Annotated in this window: 13 protein-coding genes; 10 read left to right on the forward strand and 3 right to left on the reverse strand. The window is 54.1% G+C overall.

What is annotated here, in order from left to right:
• Positions 1-15 precede the first annotated feature (15 nt).
• From atpA to glmS, 7 genes are all read left to right on the forward strand, one after another.
• Positions 16-1,560 carry a F0F1 ATP synthase subunit alpha gene (gene atpA / locus AWM69_RS02805; protein ID WP_017848933.1) on the forward strand — a complete coding sequence of 515 codons (1,545 nt, stop codon included), beginning with the start codon at positions 16-18 and terminating at the stop codon, positions 1,558-1,560.
• Positions 1,561-1,610: 50 nt separating this feature from the next.
• Complete coding sequence (gene atpG / locus AWM69_RS02810; protein WP_048381556.1) at positions 1,611-2,471, forward strand: F0F1 ATP synthase subunit gamma; 861 nt, start codon at positions 1,611-1,613, stop codon at positions 2,469-2,471.
• Between the two features lie 27 nt (positions 2,472-2,498).
• Positions 2,499-3,875: a F0F1 ATP synthase subunit beta gene (gene atpD, locus AWM69_RS02815; protein ID WP_048381557.1), complete on the forward strand. Its 1,377-nt coding sequence runs from the start codon at positions 2,499-2,501 to the stop codon at positions 3,873-3,875.
• Between the two features lie 44 nt (positions 3,876-3,919).
• The gene (locus tag AWM69_RS02820; RefSeq protein ID WP_048381559.1) at positions 3,920-4,345 is read left to right on the forward strand and encodes a F0F1 ATP synthase subunit epsilon; all 426 of its coding nucleotides are present in this window, start codon (positions 3,920-3,922) and stop codon (positions 4,343-4,345) included.
• A gap of 115 nt (positions 4,346-4,460) precedes the next feature.
• Positions 4,461-5,828: a bifunctional UDP-N-acetylglucosamine diphosphorylase/glucosamine-1-phosphate N-acetyltransferase GlmU gene (gene glmU, locus AWM69_RS02825; protein WP_218725709.1), complete on the forward strand. Its 1,368-nt coding sequence runs from the start codon at positions 4,461-4,463 to the stop codon at positions 5,826-5,828.
• Positions 5,829-6,094: 266 nt separating this feature from the next.
• On the forward strand, positions 6,095-6,862 hold the full coding sequence (locus tag AWM69_RS02830; RefSeq protein WP_048381566.1) for a DeoR/GlpR family DNA-binding transcription regulator: 768 nt from the start codon (positions 6,095-6,097) through the stop codon (positions 6,860-6,862).
• Positions 6,863-6,871: 9 nt separating this feature from the next.
• A complete protein-coding gene (gene glmS, locus AWM69_RS02835; protein WP_131654210.1) occupies positions 6,872-8,707 on the forward strand; it encodes a glutamine--fructose-6-phosphate transaminase (isomerizing) in 1,836 nt (611 codons plus the stop codon).
• Between the two features lie 182 nt (positions 8,708-8,889).
• Here glmS and AWM69_RS02840 read toward each other — a convergent pair whose 3' ends face one another.
• Positions 8,890-9,852, reverse strand: a complete 963-nt coding sequence (locus tag AWM69_RS02840; RefSeq protein ID WP_218725710.1) for a bifunctional GNAT family N-acetyltransferase/nucleoside diphosphate kinase regulator — start codon at positions 9,850-9,852, stop codon at positions 8,890-8,892.
• A gap of 234 nt (positions 9,853-10,086) precedes the next feature.
• Between AWM69_RS02840 and AWM69_RS02845 the strand changes: the two genes are divergently transcribed.
• A complete protein-coding gene (locus AWM69_RS02845; protein WP_218725711.1) occupies positions 10,087-11,418 on the forward strand; it encodes a serine hydrolase in 1,332 nt (443 codons plus the stop codon).
• A 153-nt stretch (positions 11,419-11,571) separates the two neighbouring features.
• On the forward strand, positions 11,572-12,759 hold the full coding sequence (gene cfaB, locus AWM69_RS02850; protein ID WP_131654208.1) for a C17 cyclopropane fatty acid synthase CfaB: 1,188 nt from the start codon (positions 11,572-11,574) through the stop codon (positions 12,757-12,759).
• Between the two features lie 52 nt (positions 12,760-12,811).
• Here the strand turns inward: cfaB and cls are convergent, their stop codons facing one another.
• A complete protein-coding gene (gene cls, locus AWM69_RS02855) occupies positions 12,812-14,251 on the reverse strand; it encodes a cardiolipin synthase (RefSeq protein WP_218725712.1) in 1,440 nt (479 codons plus the stop codon).
• A 134-nt stretch (positions 14,252-14,385) separates the two neighbouring features.
• Between cls and AWM69_RS02860 the strand changes: the two genes are divergently transcribed.
• Positions 14,386-14,904, forward strand: a complete 519-nt coding sequence (locus tag AWM69_RS02860) for a DUF3617 domain-containing protein (protein ID WP_218725713.1) — start codon at positions 14,386-14,388, stop codon at positions 14,902-14,904.
• 32 nt (positions 14,905-14,936) lie between these two features.
• On the opposite strand, the gene folE2 is transcribed toward AWM69_RS02860, so the two are convergent.
• Positions 14,937-15,833 carry a GTP cyclohydrolase FolE2 gene (gene folE2, locus AWM69_RS02865; RefSeq protein WP_218725714.1) on the reverse strand — a complete coding sequence of 299 codons (897 nt, stop codon included), beginning with the start codon at positions 15,831-15,833 and terminating at the stop codon, positions 14,937-14,939.
• Positions 15,834-15,905: the final 72 nt, after the last annotated feature.

Here is a 15,905-nt window from a genome sequence, read left to right on the forward strand (position 1 = left end):
AGGGGCAGCAGAGCAATGCAGCAACTCAATCCTTCCGAAATAAGTGAAATTATCAAGGGCCGCATCGACAAACTCGATGTGACCTCCCAAGCCCGTAACGAAGGCACTGTCGTCAGCGTATCTGACGGCATCGTGCGGATTCACGGTCTGGCCGACGTAATGTACGGCGAGATGATCGAGTTTCCGGGCGGCGTCTACGGTATGGCCCTCAACCTGGAGCAAGACTCTGTAGGTGCCGTTGTATTGGGCGCGTACACCTCTCTTGCTGAAGGCATGAGCGCCAAGTGCACAGGCCGCATCCTGGAAGTTCCGGTTGGTAAGGAACTGCTGGGTCGCGTAGTCGATGCACTGGGTAACCCAGTTGACGGCAAAGGTCCGCTGAACAACACCGAGACTGATGCAGTCGAGAAAGTTGCTCCAGGCGTGATCTGGCGTAAGTCGGTAGACCAGCCTGTACAGACTGGCTACAAGGCTGTCGATGCCATGATTCCTGTCGGCCGTGGCCAGCGTGAGCTGATCATCGGTGACCGTCAGATCGGTAAAACCGCTCTGGCGATCGACGCGATCATCAACCAGAAGAACAGCGGCATTTTCTGCGTCTACGTAGCTATTGGTCAGAAGCAATCGACCATCGCCAACGTTGTTCGCAAGCTGGAAGAAAACGGCGCCCTGGCCAACACGATCATCGTGGCTGCCAGTGCTTCGGAATCTCCTGCGCTGCAATTCCTGGCACCGTACTCCGGTTGCACCATGGGTGAATTCTTCCGCGACCGCGGTGAAGACGCGCTGATCGTTTATGACGATCTGTCCAAGCAAGCAGTGGCTTATCGTCAGATTTCCCTGTTGCTGCGCCGTCCACCAGGCCGTGAAGCTTACCCAGGCGACGTGTTCTATCTCCACTCCCGTCTGCTGGAGCGCGCATCCCGCGTTTCGGAAGAGTACGTAGAGAAGTTCACCAATGGCGCAGTGACCGGCAAAACCGGTTCCCTGACCGCATTGCCGATCATCGAAACCCAGGCTGGCGACGTTTCCGCGTTCGTTCCGACCAACGTGATTTCCATCACTGACGGTCAGATCTTCCTGGAATCGGCCATGTTCAACTCCGGGATCCGTCCTGCTGTGAACGCCGGTGTTTCGGTATCCCGTGTGGGTGGTGCCGCTCAGACCAAGATCATCAAGAAGCTCTCCGGTGGTATCCGTACCGCTCTGGCTCAGTACCGTGAACTGGCGGCATTCGCCCAGTTTGCTTCTGACCTGGACGAAGCGACCCGTAAGCAACTTGAGCATGGTCAGCGCGTTACCGAGCTGATGAAGCAGAAGCAATACGCCCCAATGTCGATCGCTGACATGGCGTTGTCGCTGTATGCCGCTGAGCGTGGGTTCCTGACTGACGTCGAAATCGCCAAGGTCGGCAGCTTTGAACAAGCGCTGATTGCTTACTTCAACCGCGATCACGCCGAATTGATGGCGAAGATCAACGTTAAAGGTGACTTCAATGACGACATCGATGCTGGCATGAAAGCCGGTATCGAGAAGTTCAAGGCCACCCAAACCTGGTAAGCCGCAGCGGGAGCCGCAAGGCTCCCGCTTGCTAACCTGATAGGTGTTACATGGCAGGCGCAAAAGAGATTCGCAGTAAGATTGCGAGCATCAAAAGCACGCAAAAAATTACCAGCGCCATGGAAAAAGTGGCGGTCAGCAAAATGCGCAAGGCACAAATGCGCATGGCTGCTAGCCGTCCTTATGCGGAGCGTATTCGCCAGGTTATTGGGCATTTGGCCAACGCCAACCCGGAGTACCGCCACCCATTCATGATCGACCGCGAAGTTAAGCGTGCTGGTTATGTGGTTGTGAGCAGTGACCGTGGTTTGTGTGGTGGTTTGAATACCAACCTGTTCAAGGCCCTGGTCAAGGACATGGCGGTAAACCGCGATAACGGCGTCGAGATTGATCTGTGCGTTGTTGGTAGCAAGGGTGCGGCCTTTTTCCGCAACTTCGGCGGTAACGTCGTTGCAGCTATCAGCCACCTGGGTGAAGAACCGTCGATCAATGACTTGATCGGCAGCGTCAAGGTGATGCTGGATGCTTACCTGGAAGGCCGTATTGACCGCCTGTCCGTGGTATCCAACAAGTTCATCAACACCATGACGCAACAGCCTACCGTGGAGCAGTTGATTCCATTGGTGGCGACCGCGGATCAAGAACTCAAGCACCACTGGGACTACCTCTACGAACCAGACGCCAAAGAGCTGCTTGACGGCTTGATGGTGCGCTACGTGGAGTCGCAGGTGTACCAGGCGGTGGTCGAGAACAACGCGGCTGAACAAGCTGCGCGGATGATCGCAATGAAGAACGCTACCGACAACGCCGGTGATTTGATCAGCGATTTGCAGCTGATCTACAACAAGGCGCGTCAGGCTGCGATCACCCAAGAGATCTCGGAAATCGTCGGCGGCGCTGCCGCGGTTTAACGGTTCAAATATTCAGAGGATCCAGCTATGAGTAGCGGACGTATCGTTCAAATCATCGGCGCCGTGATCGACGTGGAATTTCCACGCGACAGCGTACCGAGCATCTACAACGCGCTTAAAGTACAAGGCGCGGAAACTACTCTGGAAGTTCAGCAACAGCTGGGCGACGGCGTAGTTCGTACCATTGCGATGGGTTCTACCGAAGGCTTGAAGCGCGGTCTGGACGTACTCGACACGGGTGCTGCCATCTCCGTACCAGTCGGTAAAGCGACCCTGGGCCGGATCATGGACGTTCTGGGCAACCCGATCGACGAAGCTGGTCCGATCGACACTGACGAGCGTTGGGGTATTCACCGCGCTGCGCCATCGTTCGCAGACCAGGCAGGCGGCAACGACCTGCTGGAAACCGGCATCAAGGTTATCGACCTGGTTTGCCCGTTTGCCAAGGGTGGTAAAGTAGGTCTGTTCGGTGGTGCCGGTGTAGGCAAAACCGTAAACATGATGGAACTGATCCGTAACATCGCCATCGAGCACAGCGGTTATTCCGTGTTCGCGGGTGTGGGCGAGCGTACCCGTGAGGGTAACGACTTCTACCACGAGATGAAGGACTCCAACGTTCTGGACAAAGTGGCACTGGTTTACGGTCAGATGAACGAGCCGCCGGGTAACCGTCTGCGCGTGGCACTGACTGGTCTGACCATGGCCGAGAAGTTCCGTGACGAAGGTAACGACGTTCTGTTGTTCGTTGACAACATCTACCGTTACACCTTGGCCGGTACTGAAGTATCCGCACTGCTGGGCCGTATGCCTTCCGCAGTAGGTTACCAGCCTACCCTGGCTGAAGAGATGGGCGTTCTGCAAGAACGTATCACTTCGACCAAGGAAGGTTCGATCACTTCGATCCAAGCGGTATACGTACCTGCGGATGACTTGACCGACCCGTCGCCAGCGACCACCTTCGCCCACTTGGACGCCACCGTTGTACTGTCTCGTGACATCGCCTCCCTGGGTATCTATCCAGCGGTCGATCCACTGGACTCGACTTCGCGCCAGCTGGACCCGAACGTAATCGGCCAGGAACACTACGACACCGCTCGCGGCGTTCAGTACGTGTTGCAGCGTTACAAAGAACTGAAGGACATCATTGCGATCCTGGGTATGGACGAGCTGTCGGAAACCGACAAGCAGTTGGTATCCCGCGCTCGTAAGATCCAGCGTTTCTTGTCTCAGCCGTTCTTCGTGGCTGAAGTCTTCACTGGCGCTTCGGGTAAATACGTTTCCCTGAAAGACACCATTGCTGGCTTCAAAGGCATCCTCAACGGTGACTACGACCACCTGCCAGAACAAGCGTTCTACATGGTCGGCGGCATCGAAGAAGCGATCGAGAAAGCCAAAAAACTGTAATCCCGGCGCCCGGTAACGGGCGCTAATCAGGTTGAGGCAAGCAGATGGCTATGACAGTCCATTGCGATATCGTCAGCGCGGAAGGAGAAATTTTCTCCGGTCTGGTTGAGATGGTGATTGCACACGGCAGCCTGGGTGATCTTGGTATCGCTCTGGGTCACGCTCCGCTGATCACTGAACTCAAGCCAGGTCCAATCCGCCTGATCAAACAGGGTGGGGAAGCCGAGGTGTTTTACATCTCCGGTGGTTACCTCGAGGTTCAGCCGAACATGGTCAAGGTTCTTGCCGACACTGTGCAACGTGCTGCCGACCTGGATGAAGCCTCCGCTCAGGAAGCCGTTAAGGCTGCTGAGAAGGCCCTGAATGAAAAAGGCGCAGATTTCGATTACGGATCTGCTGCTGCACGTCTGGCCGAGGCCGCAGCTCAGCTGCGCACCGTCCAGCAAATCCGCAAGAAGTTCGGCGGCTAAGCTGTCTGCTTCATTGTGTGATTGATTAAAAAGGGTAGCCTCGGCTACCCTTTTTCTTTTTCCGCGAAATACTTTTTGGTCACAGTCGCTGACCACCCAGGATTGGTAGCCAGTCATGTCTCTCGATATTGTTATTCTCGCCGCAGGTCAGGGCACCCGGATGCGTTCGGCGCTGCCCAAGGTTCTGCACCCCGTTGCAGGCAACTCCATGCTTGGCCATGTTATCCAGAGCGCCCGGAAGCTCAAGCCAACCGGTATTCACGTGGTGATCGGTCACGGTGCCGAATTGGTTCGTGAACGCCTTGCGGCGGATGATCTGAACTTCGTCCTGCAAGACAAGCAATTGGGCACAGGGCATGCCGTTGCACAGGCACTGCCATTTTTGACGGCTCAGAACGTACTGATCTTGTACGGCGATGTACCTCTGATCGAAGTCGAGACGCTGCATCGTCTGCTCAAGCAAGTCGGCCCGGAGCAATTGGGGCTGCTGACGGTCAACCTGGAAGATCCAACGGGTTACGGTCGAATTGTGCGAGATGCCAATGGCAAGGTGTGCGCAATCGTTGAGCATAAGGATGCGAGTGAGGCCGAGCGGGCTATCACCGAAGGCAACACTGGCATCCTCGCGTTACCGGCCAGCCGTCTGGGGGACTGGATGGGCCGGTTGTCGAATAACAATGCCCAAGGCGAGTATTACCTGACAGACGTCATCGCCATGGCGGTCAGCGATGGCCTGGTGGTTGCGACTGAACATCCGCACGATGCAATGGAAGTGCAGGGCGCCAACGACCGCAAACAGCTCTCTGAGCTGGAGCGTCACTACCAGCAACGTGAAGCCCGTCGACTGATGGAGCTGGGTGTGACCTTGCGTGATCCGGCGCGTTTCGATGTTCGCGGCGAGGTTACGGTTGGTCGCGATGTGCTGATCGATATCAACGTGATCCTTGAAGGTCGAGTGGTTATCGAGGATGACGTGATCATTGGTCCTAACTGCGTGATCAAAGACAGCACTTTGCGCAAGGGCGTCGTGGTTAAAGCCAACAGCCACCTCGAGGGTGCTGTTATGGGCGAGGGCAGTGATGCTGGCCCATTCGCCCGCTTGCGCCCCGGCAGCGTGCTCGATGCCCGTGCCCATGTGGGTAACTTTGTTGAGCTGAAAAATGCCCATCTGGGTGAGGATGCCAAATGTGGTCATCTGACGTACCTGGGCGATGCCGAAGTTGGGCCGCGCACCAATATTGGTGCGGGGACCATCACCTGTAACTATGATGGAGCCAACAAGTGGAAAACCGTATTGGGCGCTGATGTCTTCATTGGTTCGAACAACTCACTGGTTGCCCCTGTGGATATCTCCAATGGTGCAACGACTGCAGCCGGTTCAACGATCAATCAGAATGTGACCGCTGAGCAGCTGGCGGTGGGCCGCGCACGCCAGCGCAACATTGATGGCTGGAAGCGTCCGGTTAAGCTGCCAAAGCCTTAAAGAATGTTATCCACAAGCCTGAAAGCTCTGCTTGTGAGTAATTCAAGTTATCGTATAACTGTTTTAAATCAATGCCTTATATAAAAGCCTTATCCACTGTCTGTGGATAAGGCTTTTTTGTGTTGTCTCGTTAACTCGTCTGAGTGCCCAGTCACACGGCTTTTTATTGAGTTATGCACAGAAAATTATCTCAACAATTTCTTGACGAGAATTTCGAGATAAGGTCTTATTGCTTTCGTTATCTTTCGAAACGAAACTTAAGCGCTATGTCGAAACGCAACACGCCTCAACGCAGACACAACATCCTTGCTTTGCTCGCCCAGCAAGGCGAAGTCAGTGTGGATGAGCTGGCCAAACGTTTCGAAACGTCGGAGGTGACGATTCGTAAGGATTTGGCTGCTCTCGAAAGCAACGGATTGCTGCTTCGACGTTATGGGGGGGCAATCAGCATGCCGCAAGAGTTGGTCAGTGATCTTCCTCAGCCTGTTTCTCATTACAAGCAAGCAATTGCTCGTGCGGCAGTTGGCCTGATTCGAGAACATGCCCGCATCATTATTGATAGCGGCAGTACGACGGCTGCAATGATTCCACAGTTGGGCCAACAACCTGGCCTGGTGGTAATGACCAACTCTCTGCATGTTGCCAATGCGTTAAGCGAGCTTGAACATGAACCTGTGTTGTTGATGACGGGTGGCACCTGGGATCCCCATTCCGAGTCCTTTCAGGGACAGGTAGCTGAACAGGTGTTGCGCTCGTACGACTTTGATCAATTGTTTATCGGCGCTGACGGCATCGATCTGTTGCGCGGTACGACAACTTTTAACGAGTTGTTGGGTCTGAGCCGGGTCATGGCTGATGTCGCGCGTGAAGTAATCGTGATGGTCGAATCCGACAAGATTGGTCGAAAGATACCCAATCTGGAACTGCCCTGGAGCAGTGTCCATACCCTTATTACTGATGATCGCTTGCCGATAGAGGCGCGCGAACAGATTCAGGCCCGGGGCATAACACTGTTATGCGCCGCCGTTAGTTAGGAGAACATTATGTGTGGAATCGTAGGCGCAATTGCTGAACGTAATATCACGGCCATTTTGCTCGAAGGCCTGAAACGCCTTGAATACCGGGGCTATGACAGCGCCGGTGTTGCAGTGTTTACTAACAACGGCACGCTAGAGCGCATACGCCGTAACGGTAAGGTTTCAGAGCTGGAACAAGCGCTGGCCGGTGAGCCTTTGGTAGGCCGTCTGGGTATTGCTCACACGCGTTGGGCTACTCATGGTGCTCCGTGCGAACGCAATGCACACCCGCACTTCTCTGGCTCTGACCTGGCTGTAGTGCACAACGGCATCATTGAAAACCATGAAGCCCTGCGTGAGCAACTCAAAGGTTTGGGTTATGTATTTACCTCTGACACTGATACCGAAGTTATTGCTCACCTGCTCAATCACAAGCTCAAAGACAACAGTGATCTGACCACGGCCCTGAAAGCGACGGTTAAAGAGTTGCACGGTGCTTACGGTTTGGCTGTGATCAGCGCGCAGCAACCGGATCGCTTGGTCGCTGCGCGTAGCGGTAGCCCATTGGTGATTGGTTTGGGGATGGGTGAAAACTTCCTGGCCTCCGATCAATTGGCACTGCGTCAAGTGACTGACCGTTTCATGTACCTGGAAGAAGGCGACATTGCAGAAATTCGCCGCGACAGCGTGCAGATCTGGGATGTAAATGGCCAGACGGTTCAGCGTGAATCCGTGCAGTACCGTGATGGTGCCGAAGCCGCTGATAAAGGTGAGTACCGTCACTACATGCTCAAGGAAATCCACGAGCAACCAGCCGTTGTACAACGCACCCTGGAAAACCGTCTCGGTCAGGATCAGGTTCTGGTTCAGTCCTTCGGCCCACAAGCCGCGGAACTGTTTGCCAAAGTACGCAATGTTCAGATCGTTGCCTGTGGCACGAGCTACCATGCCGGGATGGTTGCCCGTTACTGGCTTGAAGCACTGGCGGGCATTCCGTGTCAGGTCGAAGTCGCGAGCGAGTTCCGTTACCGCAAAGTAGTGGTCCAGCCGGACACACTGTTTGTTTCGATCTCGCAATCGGGCGAAACGGCCGACACCCTGGCGGCGCTGCGTAATGCCAAAGAACTGGGCTTCTTGGGTAGCCTGGCTATTTGCAACGTGGGGATCAGTTCCCTGGTGCGTGAATCTGACCTGACACTGCTGACCCAAGCCGGTCGTGAAATTGGCGTCGCCTCGACTAAAGCCTTCACCACTCAGTTGGTTGGTTTGCTGCTGCTGACACTGTCGCTGGGTCAAGTGCGCGGCACCCTGGAAGAGGGCGTCGAAGCTCAATTGGTAGAGGAACTACGCCGTTTGCCTGCGCGCCTTGGCGAAGCGTTGGCGATGGACGGCATCATTGAAAAAGTTGCCGAACTGTTTGCCGACAAGCATCACACCTTGTTCCTTGGCCGCGGTGCTCAGTTCCCGGTAGCAATGGAAGGAGCACTGAAGCTCAAAGAAATTTCGTACATCCACGCAGAAGCTTACCCGGCGGGTGAATTGAAGCATGGTCCGCTGGCGCTGGTTGATAACGACATGCCAGTGGTGACGGTTGCACCTAACAATGAATTGCTGGAAAAGCTTAAATCCAACCTGCAGGAAGTCCGTGCTCGTGGCGGTGAACTGGTCGTGTTTGCGGATGAGCAGGCAGGCATGGTCAACGGCGACGGGACGCATGTGATCAACATGCCGCATATCCATGATGTACTGGCCCCGATCCTTTACACCATCCCGCTGCAACTGCTGTCTTACTACGTTGCAGTGCTTAAAGGTACCGACGTAGACCAGCCGCGTAACCTGGCTAAATCCGTTACCGTGGAGTAATCCTTCGGTACCTGATTCAGCGTTGGATTAAGTTAATCAAAACGGTCGCGGGAGCCGGGCAGGACTGTCCTGCCGCCTCCTGCCCTTGACCCTCCAACGGGTCGCATCAGGCACGCAAAGCGAGGCCCCGTCCTTTGGGGGATCCTCGCGCCTGACGGACAAACATTGAGCAGAAGGCTCAATTACAGGTGGAAATCGCCCGCAGCCTCCGGCTGGTAAAGCACTTTCCTGATCTCAATCCGTCGGGTCCGATCGGAAATTCGCCAGTTGATGGCATCCCCCTCCTGATAGCCCAGGATAGCGGCTCCGATTTCGGAATCCACGGAATGCTTCCCCGCGTTGCTGTCCGCATCTTCAGGGTATACCAAGGCCACTTCGATCTCTTCGTCGTCCAGCTGCAGCAAGGCTCTGGAGTTCATCGTGACGACATTGCACGCCACCTGCTGCGGCTTGACGACAATGGCTCGCTCAAGCTCATGTTCGAGTTCAACAACGGCCGGGCCTTGCTCGAGCGCGATTAGGCTCTCAAGTCTGGCCTTGTCGATTTCAGTGATGTAGATCCTGGTGGAGTCGTTAACGGCACTTTCGCGCAAGAACTGGCGATAGCGCCCCGCCGTCATGGAAAATGATTTCAATGTCGGCGTTTCGCTCTCGAGCAAAAAGCCGCTGCGCAGAAAGGCCTTCAGCGAGCGCGCGTTGTCCGGGTGGATCTTGGCGATGAGCTTCTCGGCGCGCATGTCGAGGAATGCCAGTTTCATGCCTTCGCGGATTGTGCGGGCGCCAAGGTTCCGGCCCCATTTGTCGCTGTCTCCAATGACCAGGACTATCTCGCAATTTGAGCCGGTCTTGATTAGACGGACAAAGCCTACCGGGGCATCATGCCGGTCATAAGCCATGAAGAACCGGCCACCCCGGTTGAATAGATGGGTCAGGATCGGCAATTGAGTCCGATCGATGGCTTGCCCGATGGAGCGGGAGACATGACGCGAATCGCTCAGATAGCAGGTGACGCGCTCATCCTCCAACCAATCCATCAGCTTCAGCGCGTGCGTTCGAGTAATTTCTGGGCACAGCGAAATGAAAGGCTTGTTCATCTTCACCCCAATTATTTGTAAAGGATGAAAGCCTGTCATGGCTATGACCATGATGGTTCTTTCGGCAACCGGCTATTTTAAGACATATCGCGGGCGTGTTTCGACTCGACCCGCACTTGTCCTGCAGGTCGAGCCGTCTTTTGCCCCCTGATATTGGCCAAGGCTAATCCGAACGTAGCTATACAAGGCACTGGCTTTATCGCAAGGTGAATGCGGTCATGAGCTGAAAAGGAACATTCAGTTCAGTGCTTGGCCTGAGTCTCGTTCCTTAACTGAGGCGTTTGTATGTTTAAAGATTTATTAAAACCCGCCCGGAAAAGCGCGTTTTTTTTGCTCTCATGTCTGGCGGCCTCCGTAGCCAGCGCTGTGGATAAAAATGCTTATCCGGATGCTGCTGCCAGTGATCCAGCAAAAATGGGCTGGATGGTGGGTGCTCCGCCACCGCCCGATCGTATTATTCGCTTCGCCGACGGTAGTTATTTTAATTTCCCTGCCATGCGCTGGAGCGTTTCACATTTCCGTCAATTGATGCCCACCACGAATGTGTCCCGGGGGTTAGGGGCGCCAGTTCCGTTGGCGCGAGCATTACGAGGCGACATCGATACATTGAGTTTTGTGCCGTTGGGCGCCACGCAACCGATGACGTGGGAACAATCCCTGGCGGCGAATTACACCGATGGCATCGTAGTGTTGCATCGCGGAAAAATTGTTTACGAACGCTACTTCGGTGTCCTGACTCCGGAAGGGCAGCACGGTGCCATGTCTGTTACTAAATCAGTGGTCGGCACTTTGGGCGCCATGTTGGTGGCGGATGGCACGCTGGATGCGAATAAAAAAGTCGCGGACTATGTGCCGGAGTTGGCGGCGTCTGCCTTTGGTAGTGCCACGTTGCGTCAGGTACTGGATATGACCACCGGGCTCAAATACAGAGAAGACTATTCCGATCCGAATGCAGAAGTCTGGCAGCACGCTCAAGCCGGCAGCCCGTTGCCAAAACCAAAGGACTACACCGGGCCGCGCAGTTACATGGAGTTTTTATTGACGGTTAAACCGTTAGGCGAACATGGCAAAGCATTCGCTTATAAAACCGTGAATACCGATGTTCTGGGTTGGGTAATCGCACGAGTGACCGGGCGCAATGTTGCGCAATTACTGTCTGAAAAAATCTGGCAGCGCATCGGAGTGGAACAGGATGCCTATTTCACTGTTGACTCTATCGGCACGCCATTCGCCGGTGGCGGGCTGAATACGGGTCTACGGGATTTGGCACGCTTTGGGGAAATGATCCGTAACGAGGGCCAATATCTTGGCCAGCAGATCGTTCCCAAAGCGGTTGTGGAAGACATACGCAGCGGCGGTGACAAAGAGGCCTTTGCCAAGGCCGGGTATGACCTGCTCAAGGGTGGCAGTTACCGAAACATGTGGTGGGTCACTCACAATCCTGACGGCGCCTTCATGGCACGTGGGGTGTATGGTCAGCGCATCTACATCGACCCCAAAGCCGAGATGGTCATTGTGCGTTATGCCTCCAATCCGATTGCCAGCAACTCAGCAAATGATCCGGTGACTATTCCTGCGTTCGAGGCTTTGGCCAAGCAGTTGATTCATCGCCCATGATGAAACATGCGATCAGCCGCTGAGCTGATCGCATTGACTCTCCGTAACACCTCCGCGCTCAGACGTCTGCCCTCGGGGTCGAGAAGCTGAAAGTTTCAGTTAATCGTCTACCCTATCTATAGCTTCGATGCCTGAATGAGGGAGGACCCACTGATGCTCGCGCAATTGCCACCAGCCTTACAAAAACTTCAGCTTCCATTACGTCTAAAGCTTTGGGATGGGCATGAATTTAATTTTGGCCCTGCACCCAGTGTCACGATTGTGGTCAAGGATCCACAGCTTGTGGCTGAGTTTACTCATCCGAGCCTCGGACTATTGGGCAGTGCATTCGTTGAAGGACGCCTTGAGCTTGAAGGCTCCATCAGCGAAGTGGTTCGTGTGTGTGATGAGTTAAGCCAGGCGCTCGTGGACGATGATGAAGGGGCTGTTTCCCCTACGCGGATCTATCACGACAAGGCCACGGATGCCGCATCCATTTCATATCATTACGACCTGTCCAATGACTTCTATCAGTTGTGGCTCGACCGTGACATGGCCTATTCCTGTGGCTATTTCGAAACCGGTGAAGAGAGCCTTGATGATGCACAACAAGCCAAATTTCGCCTGCTGTGTCGCAAGCTGAGATTAAAGCCCGGTGAGTATCTGCTGGATGTTGGTTGTGGTTGGGGTGGGTTGGCGCGTTTTGCCGCGCGGGAGTTTGGGGTCAAGGTATTCGGCATTACTTTAAGCAAAGAACAGCTGTCCTTGGCCCGGGAGCGTGTCAACGCCGAAGGCCTGCAAGACAAGGTTGACTTGCAGCTACTGGACTATCGCGATTTACCACAGGATGGTCGATTCGACAAAATCGTCAGCGTGGGTATGTTTGAGCATGTTGGGCATGCCAACCTTCGTGAGTACTGTGAAATTCTGTTCAAGGCTGTTCGGGAAGGGGGCCTGGTGATGAATCACGGCATCACCGCCAAACATACGGATGGACGCCCGGTGGGGCGTGGTGCCGGAGACTTCATCGAGCGTTACGTGTTCCCCAATGGGGAGCTGCCACACCTTTCCATGATCACCGCGCAGATCAGTGAAGCAGGACTGGAAGTCGTCGATGTCGAAAGCTTGCGCCTGCATTACGCGCGCACCCTGGAACATTGGAGTCAGCGCCTGGAAAACAACCTTGAAGCTGCCGCCAAGCAAGTACCCGAACAAACCTTGCGTATTTGGCGGTTGTACCTCGCGGGCTGTGCCTATGCATTCGCACGCGGCTGGATCAACATCGATCAGATTCTGGCGACCAAACCTTTCGCTGACGGTTCGCTTGAGTTGCCGCCTACCCGACGTGATATTTACAGCTGAGTATTATTGCGAAAGACAAAAGGCCGTGCCGCTAAGAGCGACACGGCCTTTTTTACAGGACCGGCGAAACCAGGCGTGCCACGCGCATCCCAAGTTGTTGCAAGCGGTGGGTCGCCTTGATGTCGGCTTCGGTGATTTCCAGTGACAGGGCGAAGTCGTCGAGCAACATGTGTTCGACCTGTCTGGCAAACGCTCCGTCGACAGTGAGCAGCATCACTTCAAAGTTGAGACGGAAAGATCGGTTATCCATGTTGGCACTGCCGATGGCGCTAATCTCGTCATCGATCAACACTACTTTTTGATGCAGGAAGCCGGGTTGATAACGAAAGATTCGCACGCCGGCACGCACGGCTTCAAAGGCATACAGGCTTGAAGCTGCGTAAACAATCTTATGGTCTGGTCGGGAAGGAATGAGGATTCGTACATCAACCCCACGTAATACGGCGAGTCTTAGTGCTGCAAAGACCGCTTCATCGGGAACAAAGTAAGGGCTTGTGATCCATACCCTGTGATTGGCGGCATGGATGGCTTCGACGAAAAACAGCGAACAGGTTTCATATGAATCTGCCGGGCCGCTTGCGAGGAACTGACAGAGCACGCCACCCTCTGGATAGCTTTGCGGCAGAATCAGCGGCGGGAGTTTGCGCGAGGCCCAGAACCAGTCTTCAGCAAATGATTCTTGCAGGCACGCAACCACTGGGCCGCAAACGTCGACGTGAGTATCACGCCACGGCGACAACGGAGGTTTGGCTCCCAGATACTCATCCCCCACATTGTGCCCGCCGACAAATCCACGGACACCATCCACCACGACCACTTTCCGATGATTACGGAAGTTGATCTGAAACCGACTGATCCAGCCGGCACGGGTTGCAAATGCATGGGCCTGAACACCCCCCGCGCGTAAGGTCTCAGCATAGGATTTGGGTAGGGAGTGGCTGCCAATACTGTCGTACAGCAAATACACGGCAACACCTTCGACAGCTTTCTCTAGAAGTAAGGCATGTAATTTCATGCCTAACTCGTCGTCATGCACGATAAAAAACTGCACCAGAACCACTTCTTTCGCCGCACGAATCGCTTTGAAAATGGCATCGAAGGTATCGGTGCCATTGATCAATAACCGCACCGTATTGTTCGCCAGGCAAGGCATGCGTCCCAACTTCGGCATGGCTCGCAGAGAGGTGTAGGCTTTTGAATTGCGAGCGGCGAGCGCTTCCTCAACCCAGGGTCGCCAGTTCATGTCCGCAATGGCTTCACGCATTTCCTGGTTGGCTACGCGTCGGGCACGAATGTAATCATCGTACGAACTGCGACCGAAGATGAGATAGGGAATAAGGGTTAAGTAAGGAATAAAAAATAACGACATCGCCCAAGCGATCGATCCCTGGGCCGTTCTGACGGTTAAAACCGCATGCAATGCGGCAATTAAGCCTAAGCTGTGAATCAATAAAATAAGGTAGCCAATAATGTGTGGGGCTAGATATTCCATGCGTATCCTTGCTCCTGAAGGGTCCTGCGCTGAGTACTGACAGACTTGGTCTGTTTATGATGTCCCTTTTAATTGTTGTGCAACGCCCGTCCATTTTTGACGTCTAACACGGACACTTTCGAAGGAGTTACTTGATGAATGTTCGTCTTCTTGGGCTATTCATGGCCTGCGGTTTATCGATCCCCATGGCCCAGGCCCAGGTGCTGCAACCAGGACTTTGGGAGCTGACTTCCAGCAACATGCAAGTCGATGGTCAGCAGCTTCCTGATCTGCAGGTAATGTTAGGCCAATTGCAGAACATGTTAACCCCGGAACAAAAAGCTCAATTGGAAAGCCAAGGGCTCACCATGGGCGGTAAAGGTGTTCGAGTGTGCCTGACACCTGACCAAGTAAAATCTGAAGAGGTTCCGCTGACTGATCCTAAGTCAGGTTGTAACCAACAGATCACTGAGCGTAGTGGAAATCAGTGGAAGTTTCGCTTTAGTTGTCCAAAAGCGCAGGGCGATGGTGTGGCCACCTTCCTTAGTGATCGTGAGTTCACCACTCAGGTGAACGGTACTTTCAATGCAACGGGCATCCAGCAGAAAGGCAGCATGGATACCCGCGCTGTGTGGCTGGGACAAAACTGTGGCACCGTCAAACCACGCGCTTGACCTGATTGACCTGACGCAGTGACTGTTGCCGGTCATTGCGATTCCCAGTTCCAGCGGCTCTCGGCGACGGCGTCATGGCTGTGCAAACTTTCTGCATGGACGACTTTCAAGTCGAAACCTTTGACACCAGGAGATGCTTTAAGCGCGACATTCAAGCGCCGCGCAGCATCCTCACAGAACATCAAGTTCTGCCCGTTGGCTAGCGCGAAGGCTTGTTCATCTGCGCGTTTTACGGCGGTTTGTACTGCGGTACCTAATGCACCTTCGGCCATGTCGATGATCTGTATGAACGGAATGTCAGGCAGTTCTGTGTTCATGCGGAGCTGTAAGTAGGCCGTACTTCTTTGGCTATGAGGCGTTGCAACGATGCCGCGTGAACTTCCCAGCCAGCTTAAAACCTCTGCGTGCTGAAGTGATTTGTTGGCAAAGTCATCCACGAATTTTTGCTGAATTAACTGTCGGGCCAATGCCGCCGAGCAGGGGCAGGTTGAGGAATAGATCACTTCAGTTTTTAGTTCCACGTGGAACATTCCGTTTTTCAAAGCAGCATTGATGCTCACTGGGTAGCTCTTCCAGCCACTCAAAGGGCTGATCAATGCGGGGCGTTTGAGTAGCACGTGGGTATGGATTCGCAGGTAGGCACTGATTGATAAATCATCATGACTGTCCAAAAAATGCTGCAAAATTTTCTTCAAAAGTAACGGGTTCAGCTCCTGCGACTCGAGTACTTCTAGCGCTAAATATAAGCGCGACATATGAATGCCACGAGCCTCGCTGTCATCCAGGCTGACCCCCGCATCGGCTGTGGCGGACAGTCGCTGCCCATTTATGACCACGGGCAAAGCGATACCACACATTCCGACCCATTCAAGCGGTACAGCTTGAAGGGTGTTTTGTGACGCAACATCGGGGAGGGTCAAGGCATTCATAGAGACTTCCATCATATAAACGGGTTGGTGTTACAAGATAACAATTTAATGGCGCGCATTGTTATAATGTAT

This window comes from Pseudomonas sp. D1HM (genome assembly GCF_019266105.1).
Lineage (GTDB): Bacteria > Pseudomonadota > Gammaproteobacteria > Pseudomonadales > Pseudomonadaceae > Aquipseudomonas > Aquipseudomonas taetrolens.